General features: G+C 69.6%; 18 protein-coding genes and 2 pseudogenes. 7 read left to right on the forward strand and 13 right to left on the reverse strand.

What is annotated here, in order from left to right; translation table 11 throughout:
- Positions 1 to 3 precede the first annotated feature (3 nt).
- Both ACXKR8_RS38235 and ACXKR8_RS38240 read right to left on the reverse strand, forming a co-directional pair.
- Positions 4 to 2,337 (reverse strand): FHA domain-containing protein, encoded by a 2,334-nt coding sequence (locus tag ACXKR8_RS38235; protein WP_458269132.1) that lies wholly within the window; start codon positions 2,335 to 2,337, stop codon positions 4 to 6.
- Between the two features lie 71 nt (positions 2,338 to 2,408).
- A complete protein-coding gene (locus ACXKR8_RS38240) occupies positions 2,409 to 3,416 on the reverse strand; it encodes a helix-turn-helix transcriptional regulator (RefSeq protein ID WP_458269133.1) in 1,008 nt (335 codons plus the stop codon).
- Positions 3,417 to 3,513: 97 nt separating this feature from the next.
- On the opposite strand from ACXKR8_RS38240, the gene ACXKR8_RS38245 reads away from it, so the two are divergent.
- Complete coding sequence (locus tag ACXKR8_RS38245; RefSeq protein ID WP_458269134.1) at positions 3,514 to 3,936, forward strand: VOC family protein; 423 nt, start codon at positions 3,514 to 3,516, stop codon at positions 3,934 to 3,936.
- A gap of 23 nt (positions 3,937 to 3,959) precedes the next feature.
- Positions 3,960 to 5,054 (forward strand): winged helix DNA-binding domain-containing protein, encoded by a 1,095-nt coding sequence (locus ACXKR8_RS38250; protein ID WP_458269135.1) that lies wholly within the window; start codon positions 3,960 to 3,962, stop codon positions 5,052 to 5,054.
- Positions 5,055 to 5,198: 144 nt separating this feature from the next.
- Here ACXKR8_RS38250 and ACXKR8_RS38255 read toward each other — a convergent pair whose 3' ends face one another.
- Positions 5,199 to 5,813 (reverse strand): hypothetical protein, encoded by a 615-nt coding sequence (locus tag ACXKR8_RS38255; RefSeq protein WP_458269136.1) that lies wholly within the window; start codon positions 5,811 to 5,813, stop codon positions 5,199 to 5,201.
- Positions 5,814 to 5,937: 124 nt separating this feature from the next.
- Positions 5,938 to 7,395, reverse strand: a complete 1,458-nt coding sequence (locus tag ACXKR8_RS38260) for an MFS transporter (RefSeq protein WP_458269137.1) — start codon at positions 7,393 to 7,395, stop codon at positions 5,938 to 5,940.
- Between the two features lie 163 nt (positions 7,396 to 7,558).
- On the opposite strand from ACXKR8_RS38260, the gene ACXKR8_RS38265 reads away from it, so the two are divergent.
- From ACXKR8_RS38265 to ACXKR8_RS38275, 3 genes are all read left to right on the forward strand, one after another.
- Positions 7,559 to 8,206, forward strand: coding sequence for a TetR/AcrR family transcriptional regulator (locus ACXKR8_RS38265; protein ID WP_458275199.1), 648 nt, complete (start codon positions 7,559 to 7,561; stop codon positions 8,204 to 8,206).
- Between the two features lie 203 nt (positions 8,207 to 8,409).
- Positions 8,410 to 8,994 carry an RNA 2',3'-cyclic phosphodiesterase gene (gene thpR / locus ACXKR8_RS38270; protein WP_458269138.1) on the forward strand — a complete coding sequence of 195 codons (585 nt, stop codon included), beginning with the start codon at positions 8,410 to 8,412 and terminating at the stop codon, positions 8,992 to 8,994.
- On the forward strand, positions 8,970 to 9,296 hold the full coding sequence (locus ACXKR8_RS38275; RefSeq protein ID WP_458269139.1) for an FCD domain-containing protein: 327 nt from the start codon (positions 8,970 to 8,972) through the stop codon (positions 9,294 to 9,296). Before thpR ends, ACXKR8_RS38275 begins: the two co-directional genes overlap by 25 nt.
- A gap of 19 nt (positions 9,297 to 9,315) precedes the next feature.
- On the opposite strand, the gene ACXKR8_RS38280 is transcribed toward ACXKR8_RS38275, so the two are convergent.
- The 5 genes from ACXKR8_RS38280 to ACXKR8_RS38300 are packed head-to-tail and all read right to left on the reverse strand — an operon-like array spanning position 9,316 to position 12,916.
- Positions 9,316 to 9,984 carry a response regulator transcription factor gene (locus ACXKR8_RS38280; protein WP_458269140.1) on the reverse strand — a complete coding sequence of 223 codons (669 nt, stop codon included), beginning with the start codon at positions 9,982 to 9,984 and terminating at the stop codon, positions 9,316 to 9,318.
- Complete coding sequence (locus ACXKR8_RS38285) at positions 9,981 to 10,439, reverse strand: sensor histidine kinase (RefSeq protein ID WP_462100004.1); 459 nt, start codon at positions 10,437 to 10,439, stop codon at positions 9,981 to 9,983. The genes ACXKR8_RS38280 and ACXKR8_RS38285 overlap by 4 nt, the downstream gene beginning before the upstream one ends.
- Positions 10,440 to 10,444: 5 nt before the next feature.
- A complete protein-coding gene (locus ACXKR8_RS38290) occupies positions 10,445 to 11,146 on the reverse strand; it encodes a DUF7134 domain-containing protein (protein ID WP_462100005.1) in 702 nt (233 codons plus the stop codon).
- 16 nt (positions 11,147 to 11,162) lie between these two features.
- Positions 11,163 to 11,993, reverse strand: coding sequence for an ABC transporter permease (locus ACXKR8_RS38295; RefSeq protein ID WP_458269142.1), 831 nt, complete (start codon positions 11,991 to 11,993; stop codon positions 11,163 to 11,165).
- Positions 11,990 to 12,916, reverse strand: coding sequence for an ABC transporter ATP-binding protein (locus ACXKR8_RS38300; protein WP_458269143.1), 927 nt, complete (start codon positions 12,914 to 12,916; stop codon positions 11,990 to 11,992). The genes ACXKR8_RS38295 and ACXKR8_RS38300 overlap by 4 nt, the downstream gene beginning before the upstream one ends.
- A gap of 356 nt (positions 12,917 to 13,272) precedes the next feature.
- Here ACXKR8_RS38300 and ACXKR8_RS38305 point away from each other — a divergent pair.
- A pseudogene (locus ACXKR8_RS38305) lies at positions 13,273 to 13,362 on the forward strand (aminotransferase class I/II-fold pyridoxal phosphate-dependent enzyme); the annotation flags it as partial.
- Between the two features lie 155 nt (positions 13,363 to 13,517).
- Here the strand turns inward: ACXKR8_RS38305 and ACXKR8_RS38310 are convergent.
- On the reverse strand, positions 13,518 to 13,913 hold the full coding sequence (locus tag ACXKR8_RS38310; protein ID WP_458269144.1) for an Imm50 family immunity protein: 396 nt from the start codon (positions 13,911 to 13,913) through the stop codon (positions 13,518 to 13,520).
- Positions 13,906 to 14,418 carry an Imm50 family immunity protein gene (locus tag ACXKR8_RS38315; protein ID WP_458269145.1) on the reverse strand — a complete coding sequence of 171 codons (513 nt, stop codon included), beginning with the start codon at positions 14,416 to 14,418 and terminating at the stop codon, positions 13,906 to 13,908. Before ACXKR8_RS38315 ends, ACXKR8_RS38310 begins: the two co-directional genes overlap by 8 nt.
- 154 nt (positions 14,419 to 14,572) lie before the next feature.
- Here ACXKR8_RS38315 and ACXKR8_RS38320 point away from each other — a divergent pair.
- Positions 14,573 to 15,040 (forward strand): annotated as a pseudogene (locus ACXKR8_RS38320) (transposase); the annotation flags it as partial.
- 642 nt (positions 15,041 to 15,682) lie between these two features.
- Here the strand turns inward: ACXKR8_RS38320 and ACXKR8_RS38325 are convergent.
- Complete coding sequence (locus ACXKR8_RS38325; RefSeq protein ID WP_462100006.1) at positions 15,683 to 18,853, reverse strand: LamG-like jellyroll fold domain-containing protein; 3,171 nt, start codon at positions 18,851 to 18,853, stop codon at positions 15,683 to 15,685.
- A 286-nt stretch (positions 18,854 to 19,139) separates the two neighbouring features.
- The gene (locus ACXKR8_RS38330; protein ID WP_462100007.1) at positions 19,140 to 19,754 is read right to left on the reverse strand and encodes a hypothetical protein; all 615 of its coding nucleotides are present in this window, start codon (positions 19,752 to 19,754) and stop codon (positions 19,140 to 19,142) included.
- Positions 19,755 to 19,884: the final 130 nt, after the last annotated feature.

The raw sequence follows: 19,884 nt of genomic DNA on the forward strand, positions 1-19,884 counted from the left end.
CCGCTACTTCCGCATCACCGCGGGTTCGTGCCTGCGCAGCAGTCGGGCGACCGCCAGCGAGAACACCGTCGAGAGCACCACCAGCATGCCCATGTCCAGCAGCCAGGTGGAAGCCTGGTGGGCGAACAGCGGGTCGGCGGTGAGCGTGCCGGGCACGATCCGGTGCAGGTCGATCGTGCTGGCCATGGCGCCCAGGGCCCAGCGCGAGGGCACCAGCCAGGAGAGCTGGTCGAGCACCGGGACGCCGTTGAGCGGCAGCAGCGCGCCGCAGAACACCACCTGCACGATGGCCAGCAGCACCAGCAGCGGCATGGTCACCTCCTCCTTCTTGACCAGCGCGGAGACCAGCAGGCCCAGGGCCATGGCGGTGAAGGCGAGCAGCGCGGCGGCGAGGGTGATCTCCAGCAGCGGGGGCATCAGCACCCCGCCGCCCTGCGGTCGGAGCTTGACGCCGAACAGCCCGACCATGGTGAGCACCACCGCCTGCACCACCGTCACCGCGCCCAGGACCACGAGTTTCGAGCAGAGGTAGGCGGACCGGGACAGCCCGACGGATCGCTCGCGCTGGTAGATCACCCGTTCCTTGACCAGTTCGCGGACCGCGTTGGCCGCGCCGGTGAGCACACAGCCGACGCAGACGATCAGCAGGGCGTTGAGGGCCGTGGTGTCGGTCAGCGTGCTGCCGGCCAGGGCCCGGGCCATGGCGCCCATCACGAAGGGCAGCGCCACCATGATGGCGAGGAAGGTGCGGTCGGCCGCGAGCGCCGCGGAGTAGCGCCGGATCAGCGTGCCCAGCTGCGCGCCCCAGCCCTGCGCGGGGGCGGCCGGGACCGGGGGACGGGTCTGCGGGGCGCTCCGGCCGGGCTGCTCCATGACCGAGGCGATGTACTGCCGGTACGGGGCGGAGCCGCGGAACTGGGCGGCCCAGTCGCGGTCGGTGTCGTTCTCGAAGGCGTCGAAGGCGTCCGGCCAGTCGGCGAAGCCGAAGAAGGCCAGGGTCTCGCCCGGCGGACCGTAGAAGGCGATCCGGCCGCCGGGGGCGAGCAGCAGCAGCCGGTCGCAGACGTCCAGGCTGAGCACGCTGTGGGTGACCACGACCACGGTGCGGCCGTCGTCCGCCAGGCTGCGCAGCATGTGCATCACCGAGCGGTCCATGCCCGGGTCGAGCCCGGAGGTGGGTTCGTCCAGGAACAGCAGCGAGGGCTTGGTGAGCAGTTCCAGGGCGACGCTGACCCGCTTGCGCTGACCGCCGGAGAGGCTGGAGATCACCTGGTCGGCGCGCTGGCCCAGGCCCAGTTCGGTGATCACCTCCTCGACCCGGCCGCGCCGTTCGGCGGCCGTGGTGTCGCCGGGGAAGCGCAGTTCGGCGGCGTAGCCGAGGGCCCGGCGCACGGTCAGCTGGGTGTGCAGGATGTCGTCCTGCGGGACCAGGCCGATCCGGCGGCGCAGCTCGGCGTAGTCCCGGTAGAGGTCGCGGCCGTCGTAGTGGACCGTGCCGCGGTCGGCGGGACGGAGCCCGGTGAGGGCGTTGAGCAGGGTGGACTTGCCCGCGCCGCTCGGCCCGGCCACCGCGAGCATGGTCTTCTGGCCGACCGGGAAGCTGACCGAGTCGAGCAGGGTGCGCCGTCCTTCGCCCACCTCGACCACCAGGCCTGCCACGTCCAGGGTGACGTCCCCGGTGTCCACGAACTCCTGGAGTTCGTCGCCGACCAGGCAGAACACCGAGTGTCCGATGCCGAGCAGGTCGGCCGGTCCGAGCGGGGCGCGGTCGACCGGGCGGCCGTTGACATAGGTCGCGTTGTGGCTGGCCAGGTCCACGATCTCGTAGCCCCCGTCAGGGGCGGCCCGGAGTTCGGCGTGGTGGCGGGAGACGGTGAGGTCGGGGACGACCAGGTCGTTGTCGGCGCCGCGGCCGATCCGCAGGGTCCGCGCGGGCAGCCGGCGGATCCTGGTCGGCTGCCGGTAGGAGCCGGTGAGCGAGGTCAGCGCGGACGGGCCGGCCGGGCGGACCGGTTCGGTCGGCCGGGGCAGCTCGCTGAGCGCGGCCCAGGCGCCGTCGACGGCGTCCCCGAAGCGCAGCAGGCAGCCCGCGCCGACGTCGAGATGCCGCACCTGGCGGCCGTCGGCGTAGGTGCCGTTGCTGCTGCCGACGTCGTCGAGGATCCAGTGTCCGCCGTCCGGGTGCAGCACGGCGTGGTGCCAGGAGACCCGGGGGTCGGCGAGGACGATGTCGCTCAGGGGGTCCCGCCCCAGCTGGTACGAGCGGCTGGGGCTGATCAGCTGCGAGTCGCCGTCCGTCTTGAGCACGAGCTCCGGGGCTGCGGAATACTCTCCCATACCACGACAATTTACCGCCGCACCCCGGTTGCCGCCTCCGCCGACCGGGCCGTCCCGGCCGGCGTCCTCAGCTACCGCCTCCGGGCGACGCCCTCATGAGCGGCGCCTGAGTCGCGTGCGGCGTCGGCGTAGCGTGCGGCGAGGTCGGAGAACGCGGTGACCAGTTGCGGTGGGCCGACGACTTCGAACGCGGAGTCGAAGCTGCCGATGGCGGCGGCGAGTCCGGTCCAGGACCAGGACCCGAGGGTGAGCCGGCAGCGGTGCGGGCCGAGTTCCTCGACGATTCCGTCCTGGGTGAAGGGCGCGACCTCGGCGGCCGGGAGGTCGAGGATGACCTCGCCCCGGCAGGGCCAGTCGCTGGTGGTGCCGTCGGTGCCGCGGAACCGGCCGACGACGAAGGTGGACACGTCGCCGCCGGGCAGTTCGCGGGGGACGAAGCGGGGACCGGTGGGTGTGCGCAGCCGGATGCGGTCGACGCGGAACGTGCGCCAGTCCTCGCGGTGCAGGTCCCAGGCCACGAGGTACCAGCGCTGCCCCCATGCGACCAGGTGGTGGGGTTGCACCCGGCGGACGTCGTCGACCGGGCGAGCTGAGCCGGGAAGGTAGTCGAAGCCCAGCTCCTCGTGGGCGTGGATGGCCCGGCTCAGGTCCACCAGGACCTGGGCATCGACCTGCACGGTGTCCCGGGCAGCAGGAGGTTCGACGGCAGTGATCTGCACCAGGTCGATCCGGTGCCGGAGGCGTGGCGGCATGACCTGGCGCAGGGTCGCCAGCGCGCGGGAGGCGTCCTCGGCGACAGTGGTGCCGGCAGCCGCGGTCTGCAGGGCGACAGCCAGGGCGACGGCCTGGCCGTCGTCGAACAGCAGCGGCGGCATGCGCGTGCCGGCCTCCAGCCGGTAGCCGCCGGCAGGCCCTTTGACGGTGGTGATCGGGTAGTCGAGTTCGCGCAGCCGGTCGATGTCACGGCGCACGGTGCGCGAGGTGATGCCCAGCCGTCCGGCGAGGTCCTCGCCGGACCAGTCACGGTGCGTCTGCAGCAGCGAGAGCAGGGCGAGCAGCCGCGAGGAGGTCTTATGCATGTCACCCATTCTGCCTGGAGTACAGGACACAACCTGTCCGCTACCCCTGGCAGAGTGGCACATGAGCCGTCCACCACATCGAGGCAGGGAGCAGGCCATGTCCGTCACCACCACCACTCACTTGAACTTCCGCGGCACCGCACGCGAGGCGCTGGACTTCTACCAGTCCGTCTTCGGCGGACGCAGTGTCGCCGTCACCTACAAGGACGCCGGCGCCGTACGACACGAGGACGAGGCGGACTGGGTCATGTGGGGCGAGGTGGCCGGTGACAACGGCTTCCACGTCATGGCCTACGACGTGCCCGCCCAACTGCCCCTGGAACGGGGCGAGAACCCGTTCTTCGTCTCCGTGCGCGGTGCGGACGCCGAGGAGATCAGCGCGCTGTGGGGCAAGCTCGCCCAGGGCTCGACCGTCGTACATCCGCTCGAGGTCGCGCCGTGGGCACCGCTGTACGGCATGCTCACCGACCGCTTCGGCATCACCTGGGTCCTGGACGTCAGCGTCCCGTACAACGGCTGAACGCGCCGCGGCCTGACGACGCCATGACCGTCCTCGACGCGCGTGCACTCAACCGCGCCACCCTCGCCCGCCAGCACCTGCTCGAGCGCAGCGACACCTCCGTGGCGCAGGCAGTGGCGCATCTGTGCGGCCTGCAGGCACAGGAACCCCAGGAACCCTTCACCGGACTGTGGTCCCGTCTGTCCGACTTCACGCCCGAGCAGTCGGACGACGCGCTCGTCGGCCGCACCGTGGTGCGCACCCACCTGATGCGACGCACCGTCCACCTCGTCACCGCCGCCGACGCGCTCGCCTGGCGGGCGCGCCACGACACCATGCTGCGCCAGCGAGTCCTGGGCACCTACCGGCGCGAACTGGCCGGCGTCGACCTGGACGAGGTCGCCGCCGCCGGCCGCTCGGTCATGGCGGACGAGCAGCCCCGCACCATGACCGAGCTTGTCCAGGCGGTCGAAGCCCGCTGGCCCGGGCCGCCGCGCCGGGTCCTGGGCGAGCTGCTGGTCGCAGCGCTCGTCCCGATGGCCCAACTCCCGCCCCGGGGCCTGTGGAAGCAGACCGCCGGCGTACGCAACCTGCCGTTGAGCACCTGGCTGGGACGGGACGTCGACCCCCTGCCCGCCGATGGCAGCGATCCCGTCGGACAGCAACTGCTGCACCGCTACCTCGCCGCCTACGGGCCCGCCGCCAGCGCGGACCTACGCGCCTGGTGCGGCCTCGCGGGCCTTCCCGCCGCCATCAAAGCCGCCCGGGAAGAACTCGTCGTCTTCCGTGACGAACGCGGCCGCGAACTGCTCGACCTTCCCGACGCCCCTCGCCCCCACCCCGACACCCCCGCCCCGGTCCGGTTCCTGCCGGCCTTCGACAACGCGATCCTGGGCTACGCCGACCGAAGCCGCATCATCGACGCCCCCCACCTCGGCCTCTCCGTCGCAGGCCACCGCACCGTCCTCGTCGACGGCCGCGTCTCCGCCACCTGGACCGTGCGCGACCATCACCTGCACATCAGCCCCCTGCGCCCCCTCGCCGCCCCGGAACAGGAGGCCGTCCACGCCGAGGCCCAGGAGCTGACCACCTTCCTGGACAGCGGCATCACCGACATCCAATTCGCCCCAGCAAGCTGACAGTTACACACGCCTTCCCTCCACGTCCCCCATGGCCTGCTGGACCGCCGAACAGTCTCGCCTCCGAGGCCGGAAGACGGGGTTCGCGACCGCCCTGAACGGGTCCGCCCCACCCTGCGGGTGTTCGAACGCCTTGCCGATGGGTCAGAGGGTGTCCTTGATGTGGCAACGGGCAAAGTCCCACGGGGCGGGCGCGTTCGCAGCCTCGTACTCCGAGGCGATGCCGAACACGCTTCCGCAACCCGGGCACTCCGCCCGGCCGAACAGGTGCCTGACGCCCCAGGCGAGCCCTGTCTGTTCGTCCCGCTCAACCAACTCGTGCAGCATCCTCCCGACGCTGCTCAGTTCAGCTGCTGTGGCTGACCGCAGAGGGACCCGGTGTACGTCCCCCAGATGCCAGTCCCGAATCGAGGAGTAGCAGCCGTAGTCGCCGATCGCGATCGTCACCGCCTGGTGGCAGTGCGGACAGACGACGGCGTAGAAGGAGTCAGTGAAGTCGTCCAGAGTCTCGAACCACAGGGGTTGGCCGTCGAAGGCGAGTATGGCCTTCAGCAATCCGACGTAGGTCCGCCTGTCCTGACTGGGCGTCAGGCGCGTAGTGGCCGTGTCACGCAGCCGTGCCAGGGTCGGACCCTGGCGGGCCACCTCCTCATCACCGCCGTAGTGGAGCTGAAGCAATCCGCCCGCGATGGAGCCGGCCAGGTCGAGCGCCCAGCCCCCGGAGGTCGTGGTCTCGGCGATGTCTGCCAGTCGTGGCAACGCGGCGACGCTCGCTGGGGAGATGGTTCCCTGGTGGCACAAGCACGCCTTGGGCAGCGGCGTGCCAGTCCCCGGCGTCGTCGCGGCTGCGCCGGTATCGGACTTCGCGCCGGGCGAAGCGGCCTCAGGCGGGCTCTTCGGTGGCGTGGGAGTCGGTGAGGGTGAGTGCGCCGGCCGCCGCGACGATGCCGACGACCATCGCCAGCACCGCGTAGGTGATCCGCTCGCCGTGGAAGAACGATGCCACGAGGGCGTCACTCCAGGTGCCTGCGGGCAGCTGCGTGGTGACCAGTGCGGCGATCAGGGTGCCGACCACGGCGGTGCCGATGCTGCTGCCGACCTCCTGGGCGGTGTCGTTGAGCGCCGTGCCGATGGACGTGCGGTTGCTCGGCATCGCGTCGACGAGTGCGATGGCGCAGATCGTCATGACGGTGCGCAGCCCGATGGTCATCACGACCATGCAGACCGCGATGGCGCCGTACCCGTGGTCGACGCCCCAGGAGAGGCCGGCCAGTGAGCCGGCCAGGCAGGCCGCGCCGACCAGGCAGGCGATGCGGTGGCCGAACCGCTTCGCGAGCCACTCGGACAGGGGGGTCGCGGCGATCATGGTCACGATGATCGGCAGGTTCGCCAGGCCGGCCCGGACGGGGCTCCACCCGTAGGCGTACTGGAAGTGCAGGATCAGCCCGAACATTACGGCGGCCATCGCGATGGACGTGCCGACCTGGGCGATGGCGGCGCCGCGGACGGTGCCGTTGGCGAAGAGGCGGAGGTCCAGCATGGGCGCTGCGCTGCGGCGCTCGTGCCAGACGAACCCGATGCCCGCGGCGATGGCGCCGAGGACCGAGGCGAGAGTGGCCACGGAGAGCCAGCCGTGCTCGACGCCGCTGGTCAGCGAGTAGCAGGCGAGGCCGATGGCGGTGACGCTCAGCGCGGCGCCCGGCAGGTCGAGCTTGTCGTGGGTCAGGTCCTCCGGCTGGTCGGCGGGGACGCCCAGGCGGACGCCGATGGCCGCGATCAGGGCGATCGGGGCGTTGACGACCAGGAGCCACTGCCACTTCACGTGCGCCAGGGCGGTGCCGCCGAGCAGCGGGCCGAGGACGAAGCCGGACATGCCGACGACGATCATCAGGGTCATCGCGCGCATCCGCAGCGCCTGGTCCTCGAACAGCCTGAAGACCAGCGAGTTGGTGATAGGTGCCATCGCCGCGGCGGCGATGCCGAGGCCGGCCCGCAGGCTGATGAGCTGCCCTGCGGTGGTAACGGCGACGACGGCCAGGCTCAGCAGGCCGAACACCGCGAGGCCGACCAGCAGCACGCGCCGGCGCCCGAGCCGGTCGGCCATCGATCCTGCCGTCAGCAGCAGGCCGCCGAACGTGAGCGAGTACGCGCCGGTGACCCACTGCAGCGCGGTCGTGCTGCTGTCGAGGTCTCGGCCGATCGTGGGCAGTGCGATCGAGAGCAGCGTGTTGTCGACCATCTCGACGAAGAAGGCCAGGCAGAGCGCGGCCAGGGGGATCCACGCCGCGCGCAGGGACGGATAGGTGCGCGATGCGGCGGGCGCGGTGGCGGTGGTGGTCATGGCGGGGCCTCCTTTCGGGAACGTCGCCGAATATCGAACGACGTTCCATGATAGAACGAAGTTCGATAGCGAGACAAGTTGTGATTGGATGTGTGTCATGACACGCCCGCGACCAGAGCCCGCCGAGCGCCCGTCCCGGGGACGTCGACGGGCCTCGCACTCCATCGAGGCCGTCCTCACCGCGGCAGTGGACCTGCTCGACGAGGCGGGCGAGCCCGCGCTGACCCTCCGTGCCCTGGCCACCCGGCTCGGCACCGGCGTCGGCAGCATCTACTGGTACGTCTCGGGCAAGGACGAGCTGCTCGACCGGGCCGTCGACCACGTGCTCGGCGGGGTGCTGACCGCCGCCGAAGGGCAGACGGGCAGCGGTGACCCCTTCGACGACCTGCGGGTGATGGCCGTCACGCTGTTCGACGCGATCGTGGACCGGCCGTGGCTGGGTTCGCGCTTCATGCGCGACATCGACGTCGAGGGCAACTCGCTGCGGCTCTACGAGGAACTGGGGCAGCTGACCCTTGGCCTCGACCTCACCCCGCTGCAGCGGTTCCACGCCGTGTCGGCCGTCGTCGGCGTCGTCGTCAGCAACGCCGCCGACCTGGGACAGGAGCCGCCCGAGGCAGTGGTCGACGGCTGCGTGGACCGCGAAGAGTTCTTCGGCCGCTACGCCGCGACCTGGCGCGCGCTCGACGCCCAGGAGTACCCCTTCGTGCACGACATCGTCGACGAGTTCGAAAGACACGACGACAAGGAGCAGTTCCTCGCCGCGCTGGAGCTGACCCTGGCGGGCCTCCGCCTCCAGGCCGGGGCCTGATCTCGAGGCTGCCGTCGGCGTCCTGAGCGAGCCCGTGGTCACCAGGGTCTACGCACAGTTCGCCAGAGCATCTTCTCCACTCGGCCGGTACTCGCACTTTGATTCCTCGGGGCCCGGCCCCGCGGCGCGAGGCACTGTTCGAGCTTCACTTCCGAAGCCCGCGCCCGGCGAAGGGACGATCGGGAAGGTGCTAGAAAGCCCTGGTGACCGATCATCCTCAGCAGCCCTCGACCGTACGCGTGTTCGTTGCGCTCGCCCCGCCCGACGAGGCGAAGGACGAGTTGGCGAGTGCCCTGCAGCCCGTCTACGAGCAGTACTCCCACCTGCGGTGGAACCGGATCGAGGACTGGCACATCACCCTGGCGTTTCTCGGCGAGCTCCCGGTAGCCGCCGTCCCGGTCCTGCAGCCGGCGCTCGCCCGGCTGGCTGCGTCCCGCCCACCCCTGAGCTTGGGCCTGAACGGCGGCGGCCACTTCGACGAACGCCTGCTGTGGAGCGGGATCCAGGGTGAACTCGGAGGACTCCACCTGCTCGCCGACGACGTCCGGAACCTGGCGCGGACCTGCGGTGTCACTTTCCAGGAGCGCCCGCTACGCCCCCACCTGACGTTGGCTCGGGCACGCCGGGGTGACCAGGCCGACATCCCGTCGGCGGCTGCGGGCCTCGCCGACTTCGCCGGCCAGCCGTGGCAAGCCGAGCGCCTCCACCTGGTGGGGAGCAACGGGCCGGGCCCGGGAGCCATCCGCTACCAGGACATCGAGGCGTGGCGGTTCGGCGGCGAGAGCTGATCGGGCCGTCCCGCCCTGCCCTTGCCGATCACCTCATCCATGCAGGTGAGGCAGGGCTCCAGCATCGACAGCTGCTCGCAGCGGCGGGCAACCCCCTGCTCACCCAGTTCTACACCTCGCTGCGTGACCGGCAGGTCCGCATGGTCGCGGAATCCGTCGCCGTCGACCCCGGACGTCATCAGAGCATCCTGGCCGAGCACGCCGCCATCGCCGAAGCTGTCAGAGCCGGTGAGCTGGAAGACGCACTCGCCGCCGTCCGCACCCACATCGCGAGCACCAAGCGCGCACTGGGCCTCGTGTAGCCGACCCGCAGCGGCCTGCTCAGCGATGCGGTGGGGTGAGTCCGTTCTCGTAGGCGAAGATGACTGCCTGGATCCGGTCGCGCAGCTGCAATTTGGCGAGGATGCGGGCGACGTGTGTCTTGACGGTGGTTTCCGACAGGACCAGGCGGTCGGCGATCTCCTGGTTGGTGCGGCCGGACGTCAACTCGGTGAACACCTGCCGCTCGCGCTGGGTCAGCGGTTCCAGGACATCCCTGTGGGCTGCGCCGGCGTCAGCGGGGTGAAAGGTGCCGGCGTAGGCGTCCAGCAGGCGGCGGGTCGTGCTGGGGGCCAGGATCGCGTCACCCGCGGCCACTGTCCGGATCCCCGCGATGAGTTCCTCGGTCCGGGCGTTCTTGAGCAGGAATCCGCTGGCCCCGGCGTGCAGGCCGGCGAAGGCGTATTCGTCCACGTCGAAGGTGGTCAGGATCAGCACCTTCACCTCCGGCAGGTGGGCGGCGATGTGGCGGGTGGCCTCGATCCCGTTCGTCCCGGGCATGCGGACGTCCATCAGGACGACGTCCGGCCGAAGCGCCGCGGCCTGCTCGATCGCCTGGGCGCCGTTCGCTGCCTCTCCCACGGCTTCCATGCCGGGCTGCGCGTCGATGATCATTTTGAAGCCGCGGCGCAGCAGGTCCTGGTCGTCGGCGAGCACCACCCGGATGGTCATACCGCACCTTCCGGGTCGGTCACCGCGAGGTCGGCGGTGACCTCCCAGCCGCCGCCGCGGGTCGGGCCCGCGTGGAACTCGCCCTGGTAGAGGGCGGTGCGTTCGCGCATGCCCACCAGTCCGTGTCCGGTTGTCCCGGCGTTCGCCGGTGTGCCCGGTTCGCCGTCGTCGGTGACCTGGATCCGGACATGGTCCTTGCGGTGGTCGAGGGTGACATTGACGCGTCGGACGTTGCGGCCGTGTTTGAGCACGTTGGTCAGACTCTCCTGGATGATGCGGTAGACGTTGAGCTGGGCGGTGGGCGCCAGATTTCCCGGTTCGCCGGAGACGGCCAGTTCGACGGACAGGCCGGCTGAGCGGGCGATGGAGATCAGGTCGGGCAGTTGCTCGGTGCCGGGCAGAGGTGCCATTTCCGCCGGTCCGGCGCCGCGGAGGACGCCGAGGATGCGTTGCATCTCGGTCAGTGCCTGGCGTCCGACCTCCGCTGCCTGGGTGACGGTCTCGCGCACCGGGCCCGGGGGCTCGTGGCGGCGGCGGCGTCATTGAGGGTGATCATGACAGCGAGGCTGTGGGCGATGACATCGTGCATCTCGCGCGCCATCCGGGTGCGCTCCTCGGCCACCGCGATCCGGGCCCGGTGGTCGCGGTCGCGTTCGGCGGTCTCGGCGCGCTCGATCATCGAGGCCAGATAGGCCCGCCGGGTACGCACGTACAGGCCGATGACCAGGGCGGCGGTCACCGTGCCGGTGGCCATCAGCGCGGTCAGCCACTGGCGGCCCTGCGGGGTCCATCGTGCGACAGCCATGACGACGCCGCTCACGGCCACGAAAAGGGCTGCGGCGAGCAGCCAGCGCCGCCGTTCCCACGTACCGAGGGAGTACAGCATGATCAGTACGGCTGGGGCCGCGGCGATGGCGATGGCGCCGGTCAGCCACGTCGCGAAGCAGATCGCCGCGACCAGCGCCGCAGCGGTTCCCGGGGCGCGGCGGCGCAGGACCAGGGGCGCGGCAAGCGCCACGTCCCAGTACGGGGCGAGGGCCGTGCGGTAGTCGGGACCGTACCGGTCGGCCAGTGCCGCCGCGAGGGCAACGCCACAGGCCAGCAGCACGTCCGGGAGAAGCGGACGTGCTGCCGACGGGGCGCTGTTGAGGGCGGCGGGCATGGGTTCAGCGTCTCATTCAGGCGTCACGGCGGCGCAGCGTGACCGAGGCCGCGACGATGGCGACCACGGCCCAGGCGCACAGCACCAGCACGCCGGCCCCCGGGGACAGGCTCGGTGTATCAGGCTGGGCCACGGTGAACGCTTCACCTGCCTGGGAGGGGAAGAACTGCGCGATGTGCTTGCCCGTCGAGCCGAACAGAGCGAAGAGCTGGGGCACGACGAAGATCAGGGCGAAGAAGCTGACCAGGGAGCCGGGGGTCGAGCGCACCATCCAGGCGATCATCCCGCCGATCACCCCGGCCAGCACCAGGTACAGGTTGGTGCCCAGCACGTAACGCCACACCCCGGGGTCGGACAGGGAGAACCCAGGACGGGACTGGCTGATCACGGCCTGCGAGACGAGGAAGGTGACGACGGTGGCCACGGTCATCACCACCGCGGTGATCGCGAAGAACACCGCGAGCTTGGCCCACAGCACCGGCTGGCGCCTGGGGACAGCGGCGAAGGTCGAGCGGATCATGCCGGTGCTGAACTCGCTGGACACGAACAGCACCCCCAGAGCGCCGATCAGCAACTGCCCCAGGAAGAAGCCCTGCAGCGGCGCCGAGGATGCCAGGTCATTGGCATCCTGGTTCCCGGTCAGCTGGCGCGTGTTGAAGCCGATGACCAACCCGATGGCCAGCATCCCGACCACGGCCGCGCCCAGCACCGCCCAAGTCGAGCGCAAGCTGCGCCACTTGATCCACTCGGACTTCACCGCCCGGCCGAGGGAGACCGGCCGGCTGTCGACGCGGACCCGGGCGCTGCGCAGGGCGGTGGTGGCGTCGGTGGTGGTGGTGGTGCTCATGCGGCGTCCTCGGTGAACTCGACGGTGGAGCGGTAGTCGACGGAGTCGTCGGTCAGCGCCATGTAGGCCTCTTCCAGGGAGGCTGCACGGGGGGCCAGTTCGAGGAGGACGATGCCGGCTGATGCGGCGGTCCTGCCGATGTGGTCGCTGGTCAGGCCCTGCACCTCCAGCGTCTGGTCCGCGATGTCGCGCACGGTCACCTCGGGACCGGCCAGCAGCCCGGAGAGCCGGCCTGCCTGGGGGGAACGGACCGTGACGACGTCGGCGGACGCGCCGGCGATGAAGTCCGCCATCGACTGGTCCCGCAGCAGCCTGCCCTTCCCGACCAGGATGATGTGGTCGGCGGTCAGCGCCATCTCACTCATCAGGTGCGAGGACAGGAACACGGTGCGCCCCTCGTCGGCCAACCCCTTGAGCAGGTTGCGGATCCACCGCACCCCGTCCGGGTCCAGGCCGTTGACCGGCTCGTCGAGGATCAGCGTCTGCGGATCCGCCAGCAGTGCCGAGGCGATGCCCAGCCGCTGCCCCATCCCCAGCGAGAACGCGCCGGCCCGGCGACCGGCCACATCGCCCAGCCCGACCATGCCGATCACCTCGTCGACCCGCTCGGCCGAGATCCCCGCCGTTGCTGCCATCGCCAGCAGATGGTTGCGCGCCGAGCGGCCGGTGTGCACCGCCCGGGCCTCCAGAAGCGCTCCGACCTCAGCCAGCGGACGCCGGTGTTCGGCGAACGGCTTCCCGTTCACCGTGACCGAACCGGACGTCGGGGAGTCCAGCCCCATGATCATCCGCATCGTCGTCGACTTGCCCGCGCCATTGGGACCCAGGAAGCCGGTGATGACGCCCGGCTCGACGGTGAACGACAACCCGTCGACGGCCAGCTTGTCCCCGTAGCGTTTGGTCAAACCCTCGGCCTTAATCACGCGTCCTCCAGAAGATGTCCTGTCTACCGCTTCAGCCTAGGAAGCCGTCCCCCGTGCCCGAGTCCTCCGCCCGAGGTGTCTTACGGGCCTGTGGGGTCATCCGCCCGGAGGACCCCACGGCCGCGCCGGGGCGAGAACCTGTACGGCGCGCCGCCACGCCCAGCACCACTGCCCTCCGGGCGGCGCCTCACCGCTGATGACGCTCCTTGCGCGCAGGGGGCGGTGCGCGCGTCGGTGTGCTCGTTCCATCCCGCGCCGATCCCGGCCGTCGCCTCGGTCTCGGCCTCGGCTTCGATCAGTTCCTGTTCGATCAGTTCCTGCGGCAGGCTCCGCTTGGCCACCGAGCGAACCAGTGCTCCAAGTCCTACGGGCTGGCCGGGATGCGGGTCGGTTACGCAGTGGCCCATGAACCGGTCGCCGAGGCACTGCGGAAGACAGCGGTCCCCTGCTGATGGCCAGTCATGATGGTTTTGGTGTAGCTGACCTGCAGCATTGCCCATGCCTGATTGCCCCATGCCTGGGTGTCTTCCGATCATCAGCGGCTCTCACCTCGTGGGTGAAGTCGCCTGTGCACCAATCCGCTCTTGACCGGCGAGTGATGTCACCGCGATCGGCTCCACAGGCGTCCGACTGGGGACTCAGCTCGGATCTCGGTGGCCTCGAAGGACAGGCGCTTTTCCTGGCCGGCGAGCACGACCGTGTTCGTAGCGAGTGTGGCGGTGGTTGTGGGCCAGCCGGACCAGCCGTCCACCTCGAAGTTCTTCACGCCGATGCAGACCAGGACGAATTCGACCGCGTTGTGCGCGTGCGCCTGCCACAGGTCCGCGGCGCCGGCCGGGACGCCGAGGGCAGAGAACCTCAAGGTGACCGACGCTGCGCGTTCGTCGATGAGAACGGAGGTCAGGTCGTAGGCACTCAGCGGTGGCGGGGGTGAGCCGAGGACGTCGCGGACCGTCGCGGGATTGGTCACCTCGGCAGACCAGTCGTGGTCACTCATAGAACGCCTTCGCGGTCGTGGGAGGCAGTACCTGGTGCAGGTGCTGGTCAACGCGGCTCTCGAACCAGCGCCGAGCGGTATCGGGGTCCGCGTCGATGGAGCGGTACGCGTTGAGATGGCCAGCCTTGAGGCCGGCCCAGGCGGTGAAGTCCAACGAGAATCCCGCTCCGTGCACCGCGACCCTGATCCGGCGTTCGTGGACCTGGACGAGGGGGCTGAGCTCGACGTCGACCACGGTGCGGTCGGGAACGCCCCGCATCCGCAGGTCCTCGCCCACGGCCAGGAATTCGATCTGGGCCTCGAACCGGTCGCAGCCCGCCTCGGTCCACGTCAGTGGAGCGCGGTCCGGAAAGCGCGGCAGCTCCATCCGCAACTTCACGCTGGGGCCGCAGGGGCTCAGGTGGACCGACCTGAGGACCAGATGCTCCAAGGGCGGCAGCTCGGTATAGAGCGCGATCAGCCGCTCGGAGTGGACCAAGAGCTGGGACCACTTGTCGGCTGGCATGGATGGGCTCCTCTGCTCTGGAGATCTCGCGCTCGGCGAGGCCGACCAGATCATCGTCCAAGGGGCGGCCAGAGACCTTAAAAGTGCCCCTGAAATGCGATGATAGGGCTTGTCGAAGGTCCTGTTACATCGCCGGGCATGAGGCACTTTCCAGATGAAGAAGCGTAGCGGGTCCTATCCGCGCGTCCGGATATCGGGTGGCGGATCAGAGGTGGTCTCGCAGGCCAGCGCGGTGCTGCTGGTGGACACCGCCCGCGTCAGCGGGCTGGACACCGCACTTTCGTCGGCGCTGTCGCCCTGGCGCAAGGACCGCACAGTCCACGACCCGGGCAAGATACTCCTGGATATGGCCCTGGCCGTCGCTCTGGGCGGGGACTGCCTGGGAGACGTGGCCCTGCTGCGGGCCGAGCCCGCACTGTTCGGGAACGTCGCCTCCGATCCGAACGTGTCCCGCCTGATCGCCGTCCTCGCAGCAGCGGGCCCCAGGGCACTGACCGCCATCCGCGCAGCACGCGCACAGGCCCGGCAGCACGCATGGGCCCCGGTCAAGGACCGCTCCCCGGACCGGGGCGGCCGGGTGACCGTGGACATCGACGGTGTCCTGGTCACCGCCCACTCCGAAGCCGTTCTGGTCCCCAGGTGGTCCCCAGTGCGGCCGTAACCCCCTTGACTGGAGCTCGCCGGAACGTCCTTGACTCCTGATGGTCCGTCATGCAGAAGGCCGTTGACCCGGACTTTCGTCCGGATCAACGGCCTTCTGACTCACTGTCGGGACGACAGAATTTGAACCTGCGACCCCCTGACCCCCAGTCAAGTGCCGGGAGTATATGTCGCATTGTGGCGCACGCTGTGCACGAGATTGACGTGCATTCTGACATGACTCGGCAATCATTGCGGGGGGCGAGTGGCTATCGGTGGTCCCAGAATGGTCCCAAGGAGGGCGGTCACGCGGCGTGACGACGCTCGGACTTGCGGATTTTTCGCTGGAACGATGTTGTCCTTGGCGATATCGGTGGGGGCTGTTGACGGGGCGCCTGTTGAGGGTCACAGGTTCCCCACCAGTGGGGATGACTTCTTGAACCCCACAGGTCATGGGGAGAGTCCTGCCGGGGAAGGGACTTGGCGCGAATGGGTTTCCGGCGCGGCGTGCTCAAGGTCTATCCAGCGCGTCGGGCTTACCGGCACTCGGGTAGACCTGTAGCCCGGACGTGGAGGTGGGCGCCAGGTTGCCCCGGCGCCCACCTCTGACAGGTGTGCTGCCTTGCTAGCTGCCTGTGCCGGCGAGCTTGGTGATGAGGCTGTCGGGGGCGAGGATCGCGGTGCTGAGATCCGGGGTTCCGCTGCTCATCTCGTCGTCGGTGAGTTGGTGGATGCCGGGGTTGGTGTAGACGTCATAGGCGCTGGTGGTGAAGTCGAAGAAGAGGGTGCCGGCGGGGGGTGTATTGGATGCCTCTTTGGCGATCCAGCTGGCGGGGACGGGCACGCTGTTGTCGGGGTCCAGCCCGAGGCTGTCTTCGTCGGCGCTGGTGACGGGTGCGGCGACGCCTTGGATGATCACGTAGGTGTTGGGGTCGGCGCCGGTGGTGGTGGCGTCGTTGACCAGTGAGTCGTCGGCTGGTTTTGCGGCGGTCTGGGCGGTGATCCAGGAGGTGGGCACCGGGATGGGGGTGCCGGGGTAGGTGCCGATGGCCTGGTCGGCTGGTGTGATGGGGACCAGGGCTCCGCCGACGGTGGTGTAGGTGTTCGGGTCGGTGCCGGAGGCGTCGGTGACCAGGGTGCCGTCGCCCAGGAGTTTGGGGATCAGGGTGGTCTGGTCGGAGGCGTAGGTCTGGGTCAGTCCGAGGTAGACGTCGTCGGTGACGGCCTGGACAGTGCTGGTGTCGTAGTTGTCGGTGGTGGTGTCGCTGTCGGCGATGGGGAATCCGAAGCTGTCTTCGACGATCAGTAGGCCGGGGTGGTTGGCGGAGTGGACGATGGTCCCGTCCGGGATCTGGCTGATGTCACCGATGATCGGCAGGCCCTTGGGGGTGCAGCCGCCGCCGGGCAGTTCGGTGGACGCCAGGGCGTAGGGGTAGACCTGCAGGGTGCTGATCTGGCCGGTGAAGGGGTTGGTGGTACTGGTGTTCGCGGCTCCGAGGATCAGAGGGGCGGTGTAGTCGATGTTCGGCTGGGTGACGGTGTGGCTGCCCGCGGGGCAGCCGTTGACATAGAGGGTCATGGTGTGGGGCGTGGCGCTGGCGTCGTAGACGGCGGTGAGGGTATCGGTGGCCCCGTCAGCGCCGTATTCGGGCTCCGTGTTGCCGTTCAGGCTCCACATGGTGCTGTTGGTGACCGTGGGCGGACTGGTGGGGGTCGCAGAGTCGGACAGCTGGAAGAACCAGGGGGTGCCGGGGCCGGTGTCGCCCAGGCAGAAGCCGTTGTTGGTGCCGGTGCCCTGGCACATGACGTCGGTGGTGGCCGCTGGTCCTGCGGGGTCCTGGGTTGCCTGGACGCTGAGGCTGAAGCTCTTGGTGGGGTCCAGGGCGGGGGCTTGAGTGGTGAGGTAGTTGCTGCCGTTGAAGGCTGCGGGTGTGTTGGGTTGCAGGATGGTGGCGGCGCTGGGGCCGGTGGCTTTGTTCTCGTTGCCGGTGTCGCCGGCGGCGCCGGTGGTGTCCGGGCCCTGAAGGGGCCAGGTGTCGCGGTCCAGGGCTGCGGGGGCGGGGTTGGGGACGGTGTTGTCGAGCTGTTGTGAGGCGGCGGTGTCGGCGGCGACGGTGCCGTAGGCGAGGGGTGCGGCCAGAGCGGTCTCGGGTCCGAAGGCGGTCTGGTAGAGGCGCACGTCGGAGATGGAGCCGTGGAAGCCTTGGTAGGCAGTGGTGGCGGTGGGGAAGGATGCATCGCCGATGGCGATGCTGCCGTTCTGGTCGAAGACGGGGGTGGTGTTGGTGGCGGTGGCGGCGAGTTGGCCGTTGACGTACAGGGCCATGGTGCCGTCGATGTCGTAGACGCCGACCAGGTGGGTCCACTGGTTCAAGGTGGCTGCGCCCAGGGCTGAGTCCGCGCTGGGGTAGCTGGGGTTGGTGGCTGAAGTGGTGGTGGTGAAGCTCCAGGTCTTGGTGGGCTCCTCGTAGCCGAGGAAGAAGGCCTGACTGTTGGGGGTGCTCTGGGTGACGGCCCATTGGTCGTCGCCGTCGTCGGCGGAGAGTTTGACCCAGGCCGAGACGGTGTAGCTGGCCGCGGTGTTCAGCCGGTCGGCGCCCGGGACGGCCAGGTAGTTGGTGCCGTTGAAGGTAGGTGTGGTGCCGGTGGGGTTGGCCTTGGCGTTGTTGGTGTCGGCCGCCGTCAGCGTGGTGTCGTTCGACCAGGTGACGGCGGTGCCGTTGTAGGTGGCGTGAGCGGCCGAGTCGATGCTGGCGCTGCCGGTGTCGTTGGCTGTCTTGGCGCCGGTGCCCTCATTGAGAGCCCACTGGTTCCTGCCGATTCCGACCGGGTCCTGGGTGTTGATCTGGGCTCCGGGAGAGGTGATGCCCGAATCGACGGTGACCGTGCCGGTGCTGTTGAGCAGGTACAGGTCGGGCTTGCCGTCGCGGGTGCCGTTGGGGCCGCCGGTGACGTCGCCCGGTGAGGTGACGATGGGATAGGCGGCAGGGTCCACATAGCCGACCGGCTGCTGGTTGGATCCCGCCAGGGCAGTGGTGGCGCCGTTGTTCCAGTTCTCGTCGAGCCCGTTGGTGCAGTCCCACAGGACCACTTGGGTACCGGGGGTGGTGACGGAGCCATGGTCGGCCAGGCACCTGCCCGACTCGGTGTTGATCAACTGCCCGTTGGGGCCGGCCTTCCACTGCTGGGCGCCGGTTCCGTTGCAGGTGTATTCGTCGACCTTGGTGTTGTTGGCGGTGCCCGAGAGCCATGCGTCCAGGCACATGCCCATCGCGCGCACAGTGCCGTCGGTACCCAGCACCCAGTTCTGCGCCGCAGTATTGCTGCACGGGTAGACGTCCACCTTGCCGCCGGCAGTGATGGACGAGCCGCTGTCGTCCAGGCACTGCTGCGGGCTGACAGCGACGGAGGAGACCAGGGGCCTGCGGGCTTGGGCGCGTGCAGCAGCGGCGGCTCCATCACTGGCGCGGAGCCCGAGGTGAGCGTCACCGGGGACAGCGGCAGCGGGTAGGCGTACACCACGCCGGAGGTGTTGTCGCGCGCCCACAGGGTGGTCACTCCGGCCACGGTGCCCGGGGTGATCAGGGTCATCCGGGACCAGTCGCCGTCGCCCAGCAGGATCGCGCCGGCCAGGGTGGCACCGCTGCCGCCCTGGTAGAGCCAGAGTTTTCCGTTCTCCATGGTGATCAGGTCCGCGAAGTCGTTCTGCGGCTGGAACACGCTGCCGGGTGCGGCGATCTGGGTGGTGGTGCGCCAGGACGGGTCGAGTCCCTGGCAGCGGCTGGGGTCGATGCACGCGGTGGGTTTGAGCAACGACTGGGCCTTGCCGCCGACCTGGGTGAACCCGGGGGCCGCGGTGCCCTTGGAGGCCTCGTCGTTCTCGTCGCTGTACAGCTGGTGTGTCTGGGTCTGGAAGGCGTACAGGTCGTCGAAGGACTTGGCGTGCATGCTGCCGCGGTGCACGACCTGGAACGGCTTCCAACTCGTGCCGTCCGGTGCCTGGGCGGCCGAGGAGACCTGGACCGGGGTGGCCGAGGGCGCGCTTGCGGGCAGCATCATCAGGTTGCCGCTGCTGTTGGTGGTCAGCAGGTCGGGCTTGCCGTCTCCGGTGACATCGCCAGGACTGACCGGGGCGTCAGCGTTCCAGGGGCGTAGAAGCTGTAGGAGCCCGCGTTCTGGGAGGCGTTGCCGGCCAGGTCCACCGCCTTGACGTACAGCTGGTAGACCCCCGAGGTGTTGACCGGGATGGTGATGTTGGCGCTGACGGTGCCGTCGCCCTGGTTGCTGACGGCGGTGACCGTCGTGCCGCTGGTCAGCGTAGGTTGCTGGCCGATGCTGTAGATGAACTTGCTGATCCCGGACGCCAGGCAGGCCCGACGGTTGCAGTCATTGATCGGAGTCGGGTCCTTGGCCGTTACCGTGAACGTGGTGGTCGCGTTGGGGCCCGACTGCCCGGTGCCGGTCTGGCCGCTGCTCAGCGTGGGATAGGCGGCGTTGGCGGCGAAGGTGGGGGTGCTGGGCGGGGTCAGGTCAGCCGCGAAGTAGCACCACTGCAGCCACGGGGATTGCAGGGTGCCGTCGTCGGCCTGCACCCACCAGCCGTAGTCGTGCCCGTCCTGGGCGGTGAAGCCGACTGTCTGGCTCGCGGCAGCGCCGGGCGAGGTCCACGCGCTGACACGGTCCGGCGAGAAGACCATCTCCTTGCCGGCGCTGTCATTCCTGTTGGTGTCATAGATGTGGTAGCGGGCGAGGACTGAACCCCGACCACTTTCGTGGGTCTTCAAACTTGATGGGCCGTCAGCGGCTTGAGCCAATTGACTGTCACGT

It is taken from the genome of Streptacidiphilus sp. PAMC 29251, assembly GCF_054208735.2.

What these genes read in the sequence shown, in the direction of transcription:
- ACXKR8_RS38235 (WP_458269132.1), bottom strand. Translation starts at nt 2,337, where the DNA reads ATGGGAGAGTATTCCGCAGCCCCGGAGCTCGTGCTCAAGACGGACGGC.
- ACXKR8_RS38240 (WP_458269133.1), bottom strand. Translation starts at nt 3,416, where the DNA reads ATGCATAAGACCTCCTCGCGGCTGCTCGCCCTGCTCTCGCTGCTGCAG.
- ACXKR8_RS38245 (WP_458269134.1), top strand. Translation starts at nt 3,514, where the DNA reads ATGTCCGTCACCACCACCACTCACTTGAACTTCCGCGGCACCGCACGC.
- ACXKR8_RS38250 (WP_458269135.1), top strand. Translation starts at nt 3,960, where the DNA reads ATGACCGTCCTCGACGCGCGTGCACTCAACCGCGCCACCCTCGCCCGC.
- ACXKR8_RS38260 (WP_458269137.1), bottom strand. Translation starts at nt 7,395, where the DNA reads ATGACCACCACCGCCACCGCGCCCGCCGCATCGCGCACCTATCCGTCC.
- ACXKR8_RS38280 (WP_458269140.1), bottom strand. Translation starts at nt 9,984, where the DNA reads ATGACCATCCGGGTGGTGCTCGCCGACGACCAGGACCTGCTGCGCCGC.
- ACXKR8_RS38285 (WP_462100004.1), bottom strand. Translation starts at nt 10,439, where the DNA reads ATGCAACGCATCCTCGGCGTCCTCCGCGGCGCCGGACCGGCGGAAATG.
- ACXKR8_RS38290 (WP_462100005.1), bottom strand. Translation starts at nt 11,146, where the DNA reads ATGCCCGCCGCCCTCAACAGCGCCCCGTCGGCAGCACGTCCGCTTCTC.
- ACXKR8_RS38295 (WP_458269142.1), bottom strand. Translation starts at nt 11,993, where the DNA reads ATGAGCACCACCACCACCACCGACGCCACCACCGCCCTGCGCAGCGCC.
- ACXKR8_RS38310 (WP_458269144.1), bottom strand. Translation starts at nt 13,913, where the DNA reads ATGAGTGACCACGACTGGTCTGCCGAGGTGACCAATCCCGCGACGGTC.
- ACXKR8_RS38315 (WP_458269145.1), bottom strand. Translation starts at nt 14,418, where the DNA reads ATGCCAGCCGACAAGTGGTCCCAGCTCTTGGTCCACTCCGAGCGGCTG.
- ACXKR8_RS38330 (WP_462100007.1), bottom strand. Translation starts at nt 19,754, where the DNA reads ATGGTCTTCTCGCCGGACCGTGTCAGCGCGTGGACCTCGCCCGGCGCT.